Annotated in this window: 15 protein-coding genes; 9 read left to right on the forward strand and 6 right to left on the reverse strand. The window is 58.2% G+C overall.

The genetic code is table 11. The features are described 5' to 3' along the window. On the forward strand, window positions 1-1,509 hold a 1,509-nt coding region (gene creC, locus JNM42_RS01995), incomplete at its 5' end, for a two-component system sensor histidine kinase CreC (RefSeq protein WP_294265370.1). Between the two features lie 329 nt (window positions 1,510-1,838). Here the strand turns inward: creC and JNM42_RS02000 are convergent. After that, window positions 1,839-3,425 carry a hypothetical protein gene (locus tag JNM42_RS02000; RefSeq protein WP_294265373.1) on the reverse strand — a complete coding sequence of 529 codons (1,587 nt, stop codon included), beginning with the start codon at window positions 3,423-3,425 and terminating at the stop codon, window positions 1,839-1,841. A 565-nt stretch (window positions 3,426-3,990) separates the two neighbouring features. Here JNM42_RS02000 and creD point away from each other — a divergent pair. From creD to JNM42_RS02025, 5 genes are all read left to right on the forward strand, one after another. Continuing rightward, window positions 3,991-5,337, forward strand: coding sequence for a cell envelope integrity protein CreD (gene creD / locus JNM42_RS02005; protein ID WP_294265375.1), 1,347 nt, complete (start codon window positions 3,991-3,993; stop codon window positions 5,335-5,337). Continuing rightward, window positions 5,334-6,911, forward strand: coding sequence for a glycoside hydrolase family 3 N-terminal domain-containing protein (locus JNM42_RS02010; RefSeq protein WP_294265378.1), 1,578 nt, complete (start codon window positions 5,334-5,336; stop codon window positions 6,909-6,911). The genes creD and JNM42_RS02010 overlap by 4 nt, the downstream gene beginning before the upstream one ends. Before the next feature lie 243 nt (window positions 6,912-7,154). Next, a complete protein-coding gene (gene mltB / locus JNM42_RS02015) occupies window positions 7,155-8,174 on the forward strand; it encodes a lytic murein transglycosylase B (RefSeq protein ID WP_294265381.1) in 1,020 nt (339 codons plus the stop codon). A gap of 247 nt (window positions 8,175-8,421) precedes the next feature. Continuing rightward, entirely contained in the window at window positions 8,422-8,979 is a 558-nt protein-coding gene (locus JNM42_RS02020; protein WP_294265384.1) for a TIGR00645 family protein, read from the forward strand. Between the two features lie 190 nt (window positions 8,980-9,169). Next, a complete protein-coding gene (locus JNM42_RS02025) occupies window positions 9,170-9,481 on the forward strand; it encodes a hypothetical protein (protein WP_294265388.1) in 312 nt (103 codons plus the stop codon). Here the strand turns inward: JNM42_RS02025 and cimA are convergent. From cimA to surE, 5 genes are all read right to left on the reverse strand, one after another. Continuing rightward, a complete protein-coding gene (gene cimA, locus JNM42_RS02030; protein ID WP_294265391.1) occupies window positions 9,471-11,054 on the reverse strand; it encodes a citramalate synthase in 1,584 nt (527 codons plus the stop codon). The two genes, JNM42_RS02025 and cimA, sit on opposite strands and share 11 nt — an antisense overlap. A 165-nt stretch (window positions 11,055-11,219) precedes the next feature. Then, window positions 11,220-12,176, reverse strand: a complete 957-nt coding sequence (gene rpoS, locus JNM42_RS02035; protein ID WP_294265394.1) for an RNA polymerase sigma factor RpoS — start codon at window positions 12,174-12,176, stop codon at window positions 11,220-11,222. A 2-nt stretch (window positions 12,177-12,178) separates the two neighbouring features. Beyond that, window positions 12,179-13,138, reverse strand: coding sequence for a peptidoglycan DD-metalloendopeptidase family protein (locus tag JNM42_RS02040; protein WP_294265398.1), 960 nt, complete (start codon window positions 13,136-13,138; stop codon window positions 12,179-12,181). After that, window positions 13,135-13,791 (reverse strand): protein-L-isoaspartate(D-aspartate) O-methyltransferase, encoded by a 657-nt coding sequence (locus tag JNM42_RS02045; RefSeq protein ID WP_294265401.1) that lies wholly within the window; start codon window positions 13,789-13,791, stop codon window positions 13,135-13,137. Before JNM42_RS02045 ends, JNM42_RS02040 begins: the two co-directional genes overlap by 4 nt. Further along, the gene (gene surE / locus JNM42_RS02050) at window positions 13,788-14,531 is read right to left on the reverse strand and encodes a 5'/3'-nucleotidase SurE (RefSeq protein ID WP_294265404.1); all 744 of its coding nucleotides are present in this window, start codon (window positions 14,529-14,531) and stop codon (window positions 13,788-13,790) included. The genes JNM42_RS02045 and surE overlap by 4 nt, the downstream gene beginning before the upstream one ends. A 370-nt stretch (window positions 14,532-14,901) precedes the next feature. Here surE and bfr (JNM42_RS02055) point away from each other — a divergent pair, with 370 nt between their 5' ends. From bfr (JNM42_RS02055) to JNM42_RS02065, 3 genes are read left to right on the forward strand one after another with little or no spacing between them, the layout of a single operon-like run. Beyond that, window positions 14,902-15,387: a bacterioferritin gene (bfr, locus tag JNM42_RS02055; protein WP_294265407.1), complete on the forward strand. Its 486-nt coding sequence runs from the start codon at window positions 14,902-14,904 to the stop codon at window positions 15,385-15,387. Window positions 15,388-15,399: 12 nt separating this feature from the next. Continuing rightward, window positions 15,400-15,882, forward strand: a complete 483-nt coding sequence (gene bfr / locus JNM42_RS02060) for a bacterioferritin (RefSeq protein ID WP_294265410.1) — start codon at window positions 15,400-15,402, stop codon at window positions 15,880-15,882. 60 nt (window positions 15,883-15,942) lie between these two features. After that, window positions 15,943-16,137: a (2Fe-2S)-binding protein gene (locus tag JNM42_RS02065; protein ID WP_294265415.1), complete on the forward strand. Its 195-nt coding sequence runs from the start codon at window positions 15,943-15,945 to the stop codon at window positions 16,135-16,137. The last annotated feature ends 162 nt before the right edge of the window (window positions 16,138-16,299 follow it).

Consider the following 16,299-nt stretch of genomic DNA (forward strand, 5'->3'; position numbering starts at 1 on the left):
CATCGATGCGCTCAGCGAGCCGATCCTCACCCACCGCGGGACCGGCTATTCGATCGCCGCATGAAGCTCTGGGCGCGCGTCTTCATTGGCTACTTTCTTATTGTCGGGCTATCGGGCTGGTTCCTGCTGCGCGTATTCATCTCCGAAGTCAAACCAGGAGTGCGCGACGCCGTCGAGGATGTCATGGTCGATACTGCCCAACTGCTGGCCGAACTCGCGCGTGACGACCTGCTGGCCAAACGCCTGCCGAATGGACGCTTCGCGCAGAGCGTCGAAGCCTATCGCCAGCGTCCGATCAAGGCGACGATCTGGGGGTTGGAGAAGCAGACACTGGATTTTCGCATCTACGTCACCGACGCCGCCGGCGTCGTGCGCTACGACTCGGAGCACAAGGCGGTCGGCGGAGACTACTCGGACTGGCGAGATGTCTCGCGCACGCTACGCGGTGAGTATGGTAGCCGGGCCACACGCGACGATCCGGACGACAAGAACAGTAGCGTCATGCACGTCGCCGCTGCGGTAAAGGATGACGGTGAAATCATCGGTGTCGTCACCGTCGCCAAGCCATCGCGCACCCTGGGGCCGATCATTGAGCGCAGCGAGCGCACCGTCCTCCGCCAGGGCCTGCTTCTGCTTGGCGTAACGCTGCTGATCGGCGGCGCGTTCACCACCTGGCTGACCGTCTCGATGAGCCGCCTGGTACGCTATGCAAGGCTGCTCGCCGCCGGCTGCCCGGCCGAACCGCCCTCGCGCGGGCGCGATGAAATCGGCGAGTTGTCGCGCGCCCTTGCCCAGTTGCGCAACGAAATCGACGGCCGCGCCTACGTCGAACACTACGTCCAGCATCTGACGCACGAAATGAAAAGCCCGCTGGCGGCCATACACGGTGCCGCCGAACTGCTCGCCGAGACCGACCTGCCCGAAGCCGAAAGAAATCGTTTCGTCGCCAATGTGCTGACACAAAGCGAACGCATGCAATCGCTGATCGACAAGCTGTTGCGTCTGGCCCAGATCGAACAGCAGCGCGAACTCGAAGCGCCGGCAACATTCAAGGTGCAGGAACTCTTTGCCGATCTTGAACAGGCGATGTCGGCCCATGCCGAGCGGCGCAATGTCAAGCTGACTTTTACGGCCGACCCGGTAGCTCAACTCAGTGGTGATCGCTTTCTGCTGAGCCTGGCGCTGACCAACCTGATCCAGAATGCACTCGACTTTTCACCGTCGGGTGGCACGGTAACGTGCATGGCAACTGGCGACGATAGGCAGATTCACTTTGCTGTGCACGACCAGGGGCCCGGTATTCCTGAATTTGCCGACCAGCGCATTTTCGAACGCTTTTTCTCGCTGCCGCGCCCTGACGGCACACCCAAAAGTACCGGCCTCGGCCTGCCGCTGGTCAATGAAATCGCCATGCTGCATGGCGGCGCTATCCGGCTGGAGAACGCCGTAGATGGCGGGGCGCTGGCGACACTGAGTATTCCGTTGCACGGGCATGGCCAGGCAACGTAGATTGGGCTGCGCCATACATGACTTTAAAACCCGGGAAAAGGCAGCTTGCCGGATTCGGCGCTACGCGACATTGAAAAAATTGTCGCGCTCGGTGTTCTGGACTACTCGGAATCCAGCGGCTCGCTACGCCAGAAAGCCGGCTTCATGGCTTGCGTAGGCGAAGGGTGTAGCAGTACGTCACCCCGAAAGAATGAATGATATTACGGCGAGCGAAAACCCCTTGCGCACCCCTCTGGACCTCACACACAGCCTGCGCAGGAATTCTTGGCCTCCGCTTGTGCCCCAGAGAACTGTCATATGCGACTGGATAGATGACGGCAAGTTTACAATCAGGCGGGTTTTCGACCTGGACCAGCACTTTTGCCAGGATTCGCATTAGCCGGGGACGGTGTATCGTCCCATTGAACACGTTTGACTTTGAAACTCTGGGCGAGTTGTTCTGCCATGTGCTCGAACTCCTGGCGCATGTCGGCTTGCTTGTATATCTCGAGCAGGATCAAACTTGGCCGTAGGGATTCCTTCGGGTTGTCCTGGATAAAGCTGCGGAGAACATCCAGAGCATCCTGCGTTCGCCCATAGGTAAGGAAGATGTCGGCGAGTTCGATCGCGTGCTCAATTTCCATTGCACTTTCTACGACACTGCTCGCCGCCGGCTTTTCTTCGTCACTGCTCGCCACCGACTTTTCTTCGTCACTGCTTGTCTTAGGTGCTTCAACGACACGGCGTGTCATCGGCGTTTCAACCTCTTTACGCCATTCAGTATGCGCAGGAGGAGCAGAAGACTTCGTCACTTTCGCCGGTAGTGGGTTCACACGTTGCTCAGCAACGGCCGCTGGACTGACTTGTGTACTGGCGGAAAGCAACGCCTGCCTGCCGCGTCTGGTTCGTTGGTAGAGGACAACACTCAGTCCGAGAGCAAAGAGACCAAGCAGGACAGCGAGACCAGTATTGACTGTCAGCAACTTTGCACTGCTGGGAACCGGCTTAACGGCGACCGGTGCCGGTGGCGCAGGTTGCGGCGGCTGGGCAGCCAGTTTTTCGCTGTTCGCCGTGTTGACAGGCACCTCGGGGGTGGAGGCTGCCACAATAGCCGGTTTTTCGGCCTGGAGATTTTGCAGCGTGATACGTGCAGCGTTCAGTTCCACCATCAATAGCCGTGATTCCATTTCAAGCAATGCCGTCTGAATGGCGGGTGAAGGCGTAGGGTATTCGGCACGAAGCTTGATCAACTCAGTTCGCATTGTGTTGATTTGGAGCTCAACATCGCTCAGCCGTTTGTTGAACTCGCCTGGTGTGGCGGGGGCTGCAGGCGGTTCAGGTGGCGGGTCAAACGGCATCAGTACCAGTCGGTCACGTGCGCCTGCACCGGATTCCGGCTTGCGCTTCAGGGCTGCCTGTTTAGCCGAATTTTCTTGCCTTGCAGCCGTAGGCTGGCGTTCTGTTGAGGGCGGATAGCGTAGTTCAACGCCTTCGGGCAAGGTCTCGTCGCCCGACTCCGAACTGAGCCATTCAGGGTTAAGCGCAACCATCTGGCGAATAAAACGCTGCTGCGCCAGCCGGCTGCGCGGAAACAGGCGGCGCGCCATGTCGCCGCTTGTTTCTCCGGCCTGTGCAGTGCGCCCCAGCTTGTTTCGTGTGACGTGCTGTTTTTCCCTGACGGGATACGCTGGCCTCACCCTGGCTGATTGCTCCTGAAAGTCGCCAGGTGAACGATCGGTGATCGGCAGGTCAGTGTTCCGCTCTGACGGGGGCGAAAGCAGTGCGGTGTAATGGCGCGTCAGTGACGGGTCGCAACTTGAATTGATGGCCAGTTGGATCACCGGATCGACAACCTGCCGGCTCGTGCTGATGACCAGGCGAGGCGGCGCGGACAACACCGCAATCTGTGCGTTCGTGAGCCAGGGGATGCCGTCCATGGCATCCGGCGAGTCCCTGGTCAGGCGGAAACAAGCGGCTGTTATTGAAGGCGAAGGATTCAGGATGGGGATTTCTGCTCGGAAACGTTCACCCAATGGACTGATGGATCTGATTTCACCCAGGCCGCTCGCTCCAGCGGGAATCGGCAACAGTGAGCAGGCGCTAAAAAGTACAAGCAGGGTGTATTTGTATGCGGACATCTCTATTTCTCCATTCCTTAACTTGCCTAGCGTACCGGCAATCGATGAAGACGGGTGTGAACAATTACCCATCTGTCCATATAAATTTACCGTACCGTATTCGCGGGCCTTATTTTAACAAGGGCTTAAGAATGCAATATGCGAAAGAGGAATCAACGGGGTCTCATATTAACTGTTCCTTGATGGATCATGCGCCGCAGTCCTGACTTTACTGGCTAATCGAGACACATAAGAACGATTCGTATCTGACCATGTGCACGCAAACGCTTCACCTTCCCTTCACCATCCCCCCACCTGGCCTGCATAAGCCACTCACATTCCCTCGCCATACTCTCTGCTGACCCATCCACCGAGGAGACGAGTGATGAAAAACCCCTTGTTGCAAAAATGTGTGCTGCTGGCGCTGATTGGCGCGTTGTTACTGATCCCGCTGTCGATGATCGAGCACACCATCGACGAGCGGACGGCACACCGGGCCGAGGCGATACGCGCCATTGCCGCAAGTTCGGCCGGCGAGCAGTCGATTACCGGGCCGGTATTGACGGTTCCTGTCGAGGAGGAATACGAGGACGAGCAGATCGTCGAGAGCAACGGTGAACGCCAGAAGAAGACAATACGACGGAAACGCTCACACACGCTCACCGTGCTGCCGCGCCAAGTCCATCTGGATGGCGGACTGAGCGTTGAAAAACGCGCCTATGGCCTGCACGAAACAGCCATCTTCGAATTGCAGGGAGCAATCACCGGCAGCTTTGAGACGCCGGGCGTGGCTGCATTGCCGGAACTCGGGAAGAACGCCCATTTGACCTGGGGAATTCCGACCCTCTCGCTGGGCATTGCCGATGCGCGGGGCATTACCGGCGAACCGAAGATCATGCTTGGCAGCAAATCATTGAGCTTGCACCGGGGAACCCGAGCCGCCGGCCTGAAAACGGGATTTCATGCCCTGGCCGATAGTCGGTCTGATGGAAAACCGGAAATCCTGCCTTTCCGTATTGACCTGCGTCTGGCCGGAACCGGCAGCCTCGGCTTTGTTCCCCTCGGTGAGATCTCCACCGCCGAATTGCGCGGCAACTGGCCGCATCCGAGTTTCGGCGGCGACTTCCTGCCGCGCAACCGCGAAATTGGCGCCACTGGTTTCACTGCCCGCTGGAGCACTACTGCGCTGGCATCGAATGCCGGCAACGCGCCGATCGATGCGAATGCCAGCGGCTTCCAGGTGCGCCTGATCGACCCGGTTGACATTTATCGGCAGGCGTTGCGGGCGGTCAAATACGGGGTGCTGTTCATCGTGCTCAGCTTTGCGTCTTTCTTCATGTTCGAGCATCTGAGGAGTCTTTCCATTCACCCGATCCAGTATCTTCTGGTCGGTCTGGCGCAGGCGGTTTTCTTCCTGCTGCTCACCAGCCTATCCGAACACATCTCTTTTTCGCTCGCCTATCTGATTGCCGCTGTGTCATCTATCGCGCTGATTGGCATTTACCTCGCGGCGATTCTGCATGGATGGCGGCGCGGGCTAGGCTTCGGTAGCGCGCTGGCGATACTCTATGCAGCGCTGTTCGGCATCCTGCGCTCCGAGCAGAACGCCTTGCTGCTTGGCTCTCTCCTGCTCTTTGTGGCGCTCGCCGGACTGATGCTCGGCACCCGTCGAATCGACTGGTATCGCCTTGGCAAACAAGCTGAAGCTGTGGCAGCGGAAAGTACCCGATGAAGTCCGCTACAAGGCGCATCGGTAAAGAGTTGATCGTCTGCCGCCGTGTCCGGGGTGGCCGGGCGTTACCGAGGATTTTGTGGGGTGTCGGCTTTATCGAGCTGCCACTTGCCTTGCTGCTGCGCAACCCGCTGCTGATGCAATGGCGCTCGCTGGCGACACCGCTGCTCTTTGGCGCGTCGATCATTGCCTTGTCGTTAATTTGCAAGGGCGTCGGAAACAGACGCTTTCGACATGCCAAGTGCGGAAGCATAAAAATGAGCACAACGAGCTTGTCATCGAATTTCCCTGACGCGCTCTGCGCTTCTGCGCACACCTTTATACACTGTGCGTTGAAAGCCTTTTACTCCATGGTTTTCAGGATGAAGCAGCGAGCGGCATTACTGGCACTCTGGCTCGCCGTGCTGCTGATTGCCGGGGCGCAGGAAGGAATTTTCCAGTGGCGCAAACATCAGGTGCTGTCATCGCCTGATGCCAAGGCGCAGCAGCTTGGCGCGCATATGATCGTCGGCTACAGCAATCCGCAGGCGATCAAAATACTCGTCGCAAAAGGACTGGTCGGCGGCATTTTCATCAGCGCGCATAATATAAAAAACCGCAGCGGCGAGGCGATCCACGCTGAAATTTCAGCGCTGCAGGGTCTGCGCAAGGCCGCCGGACTTCCTCCCTTGATCGTCAGCACCGATCAGGAAGGCGGCATCGTTTCGCGCCTGTCTCCTCCGCTATCCAGACTACCGCCGCTCGCCGAAGTGATAAGCGCAGCAAGGCCGGAAGAAATCGAAATGCTGGCCTTCGCTTACGGAGAAAAACAAGGCTGCGAGCTGGCAGCGCTCGGAGTGAACATCAATTTTGCGCCGCTCGCCGATCTGGCCTTGCCGAATGATCGGCACCGCCTCGACTTTCGCAGTATGATCGGGCAGCGGGCGATCGACGCTGACCCCGCTCGCGTCACTTCAGCGGTGATCGGCTATGCCCATGGTCTCGAAACGAGCGGTGTGCGCGCCACGCTGAAACACTTTCCCGGCCTTGGACGAGTCACAAGCGATACTCATGTCTTTCCGGCGACATTGGCCGCCAGCGCGAGCGATCTGGAAGCCAGTGACTGGCTCCCCTTCCGCGAAGGTTTGCGGGCAACGCAATCGCTGCTGATGGTCGGGCACGCGACGCTGAGCGCGCTTGACGCAAAGAGGCCAGCCTCACGCTCGGCGAAGGTAGTTCAGGAAATTGTTCGTCAACGCTGGGGGCACGACGGCGTTCTGGTAACGGATGACTTGACGATGGGCGCTGTGGTACGTCACGGGCTGTGCTCTGCGGGCGTTGAGGCAATCAATGCAGGAATTGACCTGCTGCTTGTTTCATATGATGCGGAGCAGTACTACGAAATTTTCCATTGCCTGTTGCAAGCGGCTCGGGAAGACAGACTCGAGCACAAAATTCTGGACGACAGCCAGCGCCGGATTGGCAAACTGCTCGGTACACTCGGTAGCGCACCCGCGATCACGCTGGCTGCCACGTACCCGGGAATGCCCAGAAAACAAGTTCCCTGGCCCGTATCGCCAGATTTTTTTGATTAATTTCTGCTCGACTGAATACGGGCTAGGGCCATTTGCTTATGACCGGCTTCAAGCCGCAACGAAATTTGCTATCGTTCGCCCCGGGGGAAACGTGGCCTGACCAGCCCGGCCACATGGACATGGCGCTTGAGCAGACTCGAATACTATGGCATCTTGCCCAACCTAACGGCGTTACCCTGGCTTGCACTTCGATTTCGAATCCAGGTAGTTGCAAGAGACTCAACTTATACGGAGAACAAGGATTTGAGAAACAAAATAGCCCCATTGCTATTCGGCCTTCTGGCTGGATTGCTTCCACTAGCCAGCCACGCCGCCAAACCGCCGCCTTTCAGCGCAGCGCCCGAGGTTCGCGTATTCATCCTCGACATGCACGAGCAGCATGGATTCGATGTCGCGCACCTGACACAGCAGTTCGCCAGCATCCATTCCAACGCCACCATACTGCGCGCCATCCGGCCGGCAGCCGTACCCGAACAGCAGCGCTCCTGGCAGCGTTACCGGGAACGCTTTGTCAATGATCGCCGCACCAGCAACGGTGTGCGCTTCTGGAACGACAACCGGGCCGAACTGGTACGGGCCGAGGCCATCTACGGCGTGCCGCCGGAAATCATAGTCGCCATCATCGGCGTCGAAACCGAATACGCTCGCAACATGGGCAGCTTCAGCGTGCTCGAAGCGCTGGCCACGCTCGCCTTCGACTATCCGCCGCGCGCCGCATTTTTCCGCAGCGAACTTGAACAATTCCTGCTTCTGGCGCGTGAAAATGGCGTCAGCCCGCTGTCGATCAAGGGCTCCTACGCCGGCGCCATGGGCATTCCCCAGTTCATGCCGAGCAGCCAGCGCCGTTTTGCCGTGGACTTCGACGGCGACGACCGGATCGACCTGCGCAATAGTACCAGTGACGCCATCGGCAGCGTCGCCCGTTATCTGCATCTGCACGGCTGGCAAGCCAGGGCCCCGGTAGCCGTGCCGGCCAGCGTGGAAGGCGACCCGACGGTGCTGATCGCCGCCGGCATCAAACCGGCAGTGCCCTTGCAGGAGTTGTCAACACAGGGAGTTATTGCGGCCCGCGACACTTTAGGACTGGGCGAACGCCCGGCGGCACTGATCGACCTCGTCACCCCCGGTCAGCCCACCGAATACTGGCTCGGATTCGACAACTTCTACGTGATCACGCGCTACAACCGCTCGAGCTTCTACGCCATGTCGGTATTTCAACTGGCCGAAGCGCTACGCCAAGCACAGGGGATAAGGACAGACTAGACGAGAGCCCGGTGCAGCGGGCAAGATGGGTGAGTGAAATACCCTCTGGCATCACTCTCTCCCAGCCTCTCCTTCTCAGGGGATATGCAGGCCAGTGCGCAGCGACTTGCTCGCCCTGAGAAGGGCTGGTGGTAAAAATCGGCTAGAAACACAGAGGAAAGTGCTTCAAACTGACGCCCTGGCAATATCTTTTGTCCCCTCCATCTTCAGCGATTAGAATGACGGCAAATCACTTCAACGACGAGCCATGAATACCATCAAAACCTCCACGCTAAACCCGATATCCCGGCTGATATTCAGCTCACGCTGGATGCAACTGCCTTTGTATCTGGGCCTGATTCTGGCCCAGGGCGTTTACGTCATCCTGTTCATCAAGGAATTGTTCCATTTGATCGAAGGCGCGACCAATCTCAGTGAGCAGCTCATCATGCTGGCCGTGCTGGGACTGATTGACGTGGTGATGATTTCCAATTTGCTGGTGATGGTGATCGTCGGTGGGTATGAAACCTTCGTCTCTCGCCTGAATTTGCAAGGACATCCGGATCTGCCGGAATGGCTGAGCCACGTCAATGCCTCGGTGCTGAAAGTAAAACTGGCCATGGCCATCATCGGCATCAGCTCGATTCATTTGCTGAAGACATTCATCGCGATCGGTTCACTCGGCTCTGCAAATTCCGCTTTTACCGAAGCCGGCGTCATGTGGCAAACGATTATCCATATGGTTTTCATCCTTTCGGCGATCGGTATCGCCTATACCGACAAGCTGATGTCGGAAGCATTGAGGGTTTCCGGAAAAGAGCATTGACGCCTTGATCAGGCAGGGATTTTATCTACGGGCTCAATGATTCAAACTGGCAGCGACCACGGCGCACCTTGCCGCAAGGTCGCCATGGCAACGAGTTCGGCGTGAGCGATTCGCGTTCACATACCCCTCCAGCCGCAGCGCTACCTGAACAGGGTGTCGATGCCAGGCTGCTGACCTGATTGGAATGGCGGTGGCCGGAGCGGCCTGGTCGGTCGGACCGACCTTGATGATCCAGGAGGCTGCCCGTATCGAGTCGGCACTTTGTTTCTTTGATCACGACATGCAGGTCGCGGTCACCACACGCGCCGCCCTCGAGGTCGATCTGCGCCGGGCGATCAAGGTATTCCTCGCTCATTTCCCTGAAGCGCCTGCCGCTCGTTCAACCCGACCGATGCTCCAGTCTGCCCCTGTGCATGCTCATGACCTACAAGCCAGACAGGACGGCCATCCTGGATGCGAAAGCCGCTGGAGTTACAAACCCAATCCCCGTTTCACGCCGTGACCTTCGCCTCTTCCAGCTTCAACAACTTGTACTCGATTGAATCAACCAGGGCAATCCAGCTCGCCTCGATGATGTCGGTGGATACGCCGACGGTCGTCCACACCGAGTCGCCGTCGGTCGATTGAATCAACACGCGCACCTTGGCGGCGGTGGCATCGCGGCCGTTGATGACACGCACCTTGTAGTCCGTCAGATGGACGTTGGAGAGCTCCGGATAGAACTTGTCGAGCACCTTGCGCAGGGCGCGGTCAAGGGCATGCACCGGACCGTCGCCTTCAGCCGCCGTGATTTCGTCGGTGCCGTCGACTTTCACCTTGATGATGGCTGAAGAACTGTATTCACCGCTGGTCGGCTGCTCGCCGATGATCTTGAAATGCTCAAGCTCGAAGAACGGGCGGTACTTGCCGAGTTGCTTGCGAATGACCAGTTCGAAAGTGCTTTCCGCGCCTTCGAACTGATAGCCTTCGTGCTCCATCTCCTTCAGGCGCCTGATGATGCTGTCGGTCACCGCATCGTCCTTGGTGATGCCGGGATCGACCTCCCAGATTTTTTCCAGAATCATGCGTCGACCGGAAACTTCGCTCATCAGGAAGCGGCGCTGGCCGCCGACCAGATCCGGGTTGATATGCTCGAATGAATGCGCCGCCTTGTTCACGCCGTCGATGTGCATGCCACCCTTGTGGGCGAACGCGCAATTGCCGACGTAGGGGTCGCGCTCATTCAGTGCCACGTTAGAAATGGCCGCAATATGGCGGGCAACTCGGGTAATGTTTTTGTACTGGTCAGCCGGCAGGCATTCAAAGCCACGCTTGACGCCCAGGTTGGCGATGATGGTGGACAGGTTGGCGTTACCGCAGCGCTCGCCAAACCCGATATAGGTTCCCTGAACATGGCGTGCTCCGTTCTCGACGGCCATCACGCTGTTGGCTACCGCCATGCCGCAATCGTTGTGCGCATGAATGCCGATCGGCACGCTGAAGTTCGCGACCATCTTCCTGACGATTTCTGCCACTTCGGACGGAAAAGTGCCGCCGTTGGTATCGCACAGGACCAGCGCATCGGCACCTCCGTCGGCGGCAGCCTGGAGCGACTTTACTGCGTAGTCCGGGTTGTTTTTGTAGCCATCGAAGAAATGCTCGGCGTCGTACACCAGTTCTTTGCCTCTGGCCTTGAAGAAGGCCACGGTGTCGCGGATCATGGCCAGGTTTTCTTCAAGGCTGGTGCGGATGATTTCAGTCACATGAAAATCCCAGCTCTTGCCGAAGATGACAATGACCGGTGTATCGGCGAGCAGCAGGGACTGAACGTTGTCGTCGTTCTCGACCTTGATGTCGCGCCGGCGCGTGCTGCCGAAAGCGGCAAGCCTGGCGTGTTTTAGGACGATGTGACTGGCCCGGGCAAAGAACTCGAGGTCCTTCGGATTCGAGCCGGGGTTTCCGGCTTCGACGTAGTCCACGCCGTGCTCGTCAAGAATCTCCAGGATCTTCAACTTGTCTTCTACGGAAAACGAAATCCCCTCGGCCTGCGCCCCGTCACGTAACGACGAATCGAATAGTGCTACTTTATTGCCCATTGCAAACTTCCTTAATGTATGTCCCGATTTCTGCATTTTGCTACCTCCAGGCTCTCCCGCAGGAGAGAGGGCATTGGAGAGTCGCACGCGACATGCACGCCCTCACCCCCGATCCCTCTCGCGCAGCAGAGGAGAGATTCAAGTGTCGCTCGCGCGACACGCTATCTAAAGCAGGTTGTCGCGCGTCACGCCTCCGCGCTTGATGACACGGCGAAGTTGATCGAGCGCTTCGATCTGGATCTGGCGAACGCGTTCGCGCGTCAGGTTGAGATCGACGGCGACCTCCTCGAGCGTACTGATTTCACCGCCGCCGAGGCCGTAACGACGCTCAAGCACCCGGCGCTGCTTCTCGGGCAACTGCTCGACCCAGTGGCTGACCAGGTGGTCGACTTCACTCGATTGCAGCAGGCTTTCCGGGTCCAGTGCGTTTTCATCGGCAATGGCATCGGCCACCGAGTGACTGGGGTCGATTTCCAGCGGCGCATCGAGCGAGGCAATATGCTCGTTAAGGGCCAGTACCCGGCGCACGTCGGCCACCGGGCGGTCGATCAGGTGGGCAATCTGTTCCAGGCGGATCTCTCTCCCGTTGGCCAGTTCCAGATGCCGGAAGGCGCGCAACACAAGATTTATCTCCTTGACCACATGCACCGGTAGACGGATGGTACGCGACTGGTTCATGATCGCGCGCTCGATGCTCTGGCGAATCCACCAGGTCGCATAAGTCGAAAAACGGAATCCGCGCTCGGGATCGAACTTTTCGATCGCATGAATGAGGCCGAGATTTCCTTCTTCGATCAGGTCCAGCAGGGGAATGCCGCGATTGAGGTAGTGCTTGGCAATGTTCACCACCAGGCGCAGGTTGTGTTCGATCATCTTCTGCCGTGCGGCAAACTCGCCGGACTGGGCGCGACACGCCCAGTCATACTCTTCCTGCGGCGTGAACAAGGGCTTGGCACCGATCTCGTTGAGGTAGTGCTGGGTCACGTCGTTGAGCAGTTCGACTTCCGGCGTCGCAGCAAGCGCCTCGTCTTCACTTTCCGCCAGGAACGCCTCGTCGGACTCCACTTCCTGCGGCATCCCGTCTTCGCTCAAAACGGATTCGGCATCGGGGTCATCGCTCATGGTCAGCGCGGCGGCAGGAATTTGAGTGGATCGACGGGCTTGCCCTGGCGCCGGACTTCGAAGTGCAGTTTGACCTGGTCGGCATCGGTATTGCCCATTTCGGCAATCTTCTGACCCTTGCTCACGCTCTGCCCTTCCTTGACCAGAATGCTCTGGTTGTGCGCGTAGGCCGACAGGAAGGTGCTGTTGTGCTTGATGATCACGAGTTTGCCGTAACCGCGCAAACCCGTTCCGCTATAGACAACCTTGCCATCACCCGCAGCGATCACCGGATCACCCATCTTGCCGGCAATATCGACACCCTTGCTGCCGCCTTCATTGAAGGTCGCGACCGTCTTGCCGTTGGCCGGCCAGATCCAGCCGATCTCGTCGCCACTAACGGCCGCTTCGGTAGGCCTGGCCTCGGGTTTGGCTTCGGGTTTGGCCTCCGGACCGGATTCAGCCCTGACCACGGGGGCCATCGGCTCGGAAGGTTTTGCTTGCCCCTGGCTTTGCGCCAACGCCAGCGCCTGGTCAGAGTAAGGCTCCTTGCCGGCCTTGGGCTCCCGCTTGAGCATCTCGGTATTGGTGCCAGGAGGCCGCTTTTCCGGCAACGGCTCTGCCGTTATCGGCCTCGTTTGCACCACATCGGACACTATCGGCGCTGTCGTCGCAACCGACGAGGTAGCCGCAGACGACGATGTTGACGCAGCCGGTGGCCTGACCTTGAGAACCTTTCCGACCGTTATGCGGTTAGGGTTGTCGATTCCGTTCAGTGCAATCAGTTCGCGAAAATCCATGCCGTGTTCGCGCGCAATGCTGTACAGGGTATCGCCCGGCTTGACGGTATAGCTGTCCCTGGCAGCAGCCGACGGCTGGCCGCCCACGGGTGCCGGCGACTTGCTGGCACAGCCGGACAGAACAAGCAGGATGGCCAGAACAATACCTGGAACCAGCCTGGTGAACGCACAATTATTCTTCATTCAAGTCCTGAGAGTAACGGAACAAAACGAACACTATCCAGACGGGTCTCAACGTAGCCTTCGGCGCGACGTTCAACCATAAGAAGGAACTGCTCCCCCGTCCCCAACGGCAACAGCATTCTGCCACCAAGCGCGAGTTGCTGCAAAAGCGCGTGCGGAACCCGGCTGGCCGCTGCGGCAAGGATGATGGTATCGAAAGGCGCCGCTTCGGGCAGGCCAAGCTGTCCATCAGCATGTTTCAGGCGCACCTTGAACTGCTGGATCGCCCGCAAATTGAGCTTGGCCCTGGCCAGTAGCGGTTCGATCCGCTCGATCGCATATACCTCGTCCGTAAGTTGCGCCAGAACCGCTGCCTGATAGCCGGAACCCGCACCGATTTCCAGCGTCTTGCCGAGTTTTCGCCCGTCACGCAGCAGTTCGATCATTCTGGCCACGATATACGGCTGTGAAATCGTTTGCGAATAGCCGAGCGGCAGCGCCGAATCTTCATAGGCGCGCGAAGCCAGGGCTTCCTCGACAAAAACGTGGCGCGGCACGGCGGCGATGGCCGCCAGCACCCGCTCGTCACGAATCCCTTCTTCGCGCAGGCGATCAATCATACGCGTTCGCGTGCGCTGCGAGGTCATGCCGATACCCGAAACGACTCGACTCATTGCGCCAGCCAGTTGCGAATCAGGGGAAGCTGGGCGTTGTGCGTGAGATCGATCTGCAAGGGCGTAATCGATACCTGATGCTTGTTCACCGCGAAAAAATCGGTGCCTTCGCCGGCATCCTGCGCCTCACCCGCCGCCCCGACCCAATAGACGGTCTCGTTGCGCGGTGTCTGCGTACGCACCACGGCCTCGGCCTTGTGCCGTTTGCCCAGCCGCGTAACGACCATGCCGCGCAGCAGTTCGTAAGGCACATCCGGCACATTGACGTTGAGCAGCAGAGGCTCGCTCACCGCCTGGCGCTGGATCAACTGCACCAGTTCCAGCGCTACCCGTGCCGCCGTCCCGAAATGCTTGCCGCTCTTGCTGCAGAGAGAAACAGCCAACGAGGGAACGCCGAGCAGAAAACCCTCGGTAGCCGCCGCGACGGTACCCGAATAGATCGTGTCATCGCCCATGTTGGCACCGTGATTGATGCCTGAAACCACCATGTCCGGCAGTTCGTCGAGCATGCCGGTCACCGCCAGATGCACACAATCGGTAGGGGTTCCATTCACATGGTAGTAGCCGTTGGCCGCGCGTTTCAAGGACAGCGGGCGATCCAGCGTGAGCGAATTGCTGGCGCCGCTGCAGTCTCGCTCGGGGGCTACAACGGTGATCTCGGCCACCTGCGCAAGCGCTCGTGCCAGACATTCAATCCCTGGCGAAAAGTAGCCATCGTCGTTGCTGAGCAAAATTCGCATATCAACCCATAAAATGCAGGAAAGGGTAAACAAAAAACCGGCTAGCTGCCGGCTTCTGGAAATTGGTCGGAACCCTGGATTTGTCTGACAAGCCCTTGCGTTGGCCGCCTGAAAACACGGGCGCCGCCAAGTCAGCCCAAATTATACGGGTATTCCGAATCCAGTGCGAAAGCTAAGCAAGCACAGCGCAAACGAAGGTCTGTGGCAGGGCAGAACCTCACAGCCAGGCGAAGAGGTTGAACCGGCGTTGAAAAATGCTGTCGATAGGTGCAGAACTTATAATGGTGGCTGGCAAAGGCTTGAATAGCGGTTCAGCCGGATTATCGGATTTATTCCAGCCACTCGTTTTCAACGATTTCCGGAGAACCTCATGAAGAGCGACAAAAAGATCATCGGCATCCTGAACGACCTGCTGACGGGCGAATTGACCGCCGTCGACCAGTACCTGATCCACGGCGAAATGTACTCGGACATGGGCTTCAAGCGACTGGCTGAAAAGGCCTTGCATGAATCTGCTCACGAGCACCAGCACGCCCTGGCGATCATACAGCGTATTCTTTTCCTGGAAGGAACGCCCAATGTGGCCAAACGCAATGCGATGACGGTCGGCAAAACCGTTCCCGAGATGCTGCAGGCTGACCTCGACTATGAATACCATACTGTCGTCGTGTTGAAGCAAGCGATGGCCGCCTGCGAAACCGCCCAGGATTACGTCACCCGCGACATGCTGGCGATTCAACTCGAAGACACCGAGATGGACCACGCCTACTACCTCGAAAAGCAGATTCGCCTGATCGAACTGGTCGGCCTGCAGAACTATCAACAGAGCCAGATCGAATCTGGCAACCCGGCATAAAGAGGCGCAGCGATGAAAGGCGACAAAACAATAATCGGCACACTGAACAAGGTGCTGAAAAACGAACTGACTTCGATCAACCAGTACTTCCTGCATGCCCGCCTGTTCCGCCATTGGGGACTGGAGAAGCTCAACGACTACCAGTATAAACAGTCGATCCGCGTCATGAAGGAAGCCGACAAACTGATTGACCGGATTCTCTTCCTCGAAGGCCTGCCCAACCTGCAGAGCCTCGGCAAGCTGCTGATTGGCGAAAACGTCGTCGAGTGCCTGCAGTGCGACCTCAAGTACGAGCGCGAGATCCAGCGCCCCTTGCTGATCGAGAGCATTGCACTGTCCGAACAACTCCAGGACTACGTCAGCCGCGACCTGTTCGAAGATCTGCTGGAAGACTGCGAAGAATCAATCGATTGGCTGGAGACCCAGCACAGCCTGATCGAGAACGTCACCCTGCAAAACTATCTGCAGGCCCACATGGAGCCGGCCGGCGATTGAACAATTTGCAGGCCGCCCCGCTATCGTCTGTCCTTACTGCGATTTTTCTGGAGAAGTTTCGTGTACGTATGCGTCTGCAAGGCCATCACTGACCACCAGATTCGTGAAGCGGCCCAGAATGGCGCACTAACACTGGATGACTTGCGGCGCGACCTGGGCATCGCCAGCGAATGCGGCAATTGCGCAGCGTATGCCAGACAGCTACTGGAAGAAACCATTGAAAACCAGTGTAAAGCGGCATGGGATAGCGACTGATCCCGGCTTTCAGTAACCGGAATTTTGTTTTCGCCTGTGCAAAGCACAATGTTGGCGGGTTACTTATTGGGCTGTCGCAGTTCGGCCATCAAGAGAAAGTAAGCCAAAAACCGCGCATGAGTTGGCACAATTGTCCAGCCCCAACGGTCGCGTCTGGCAGGC

It is taken from the genome of Propionivibrio sp. (genome assembly GCF_016790145.1).
GTDB lineage: Bacteria > Pseudomonadota > Gammaproteobacteria > Burkholderiales > Rhodocyclaceae > Propionivibrio.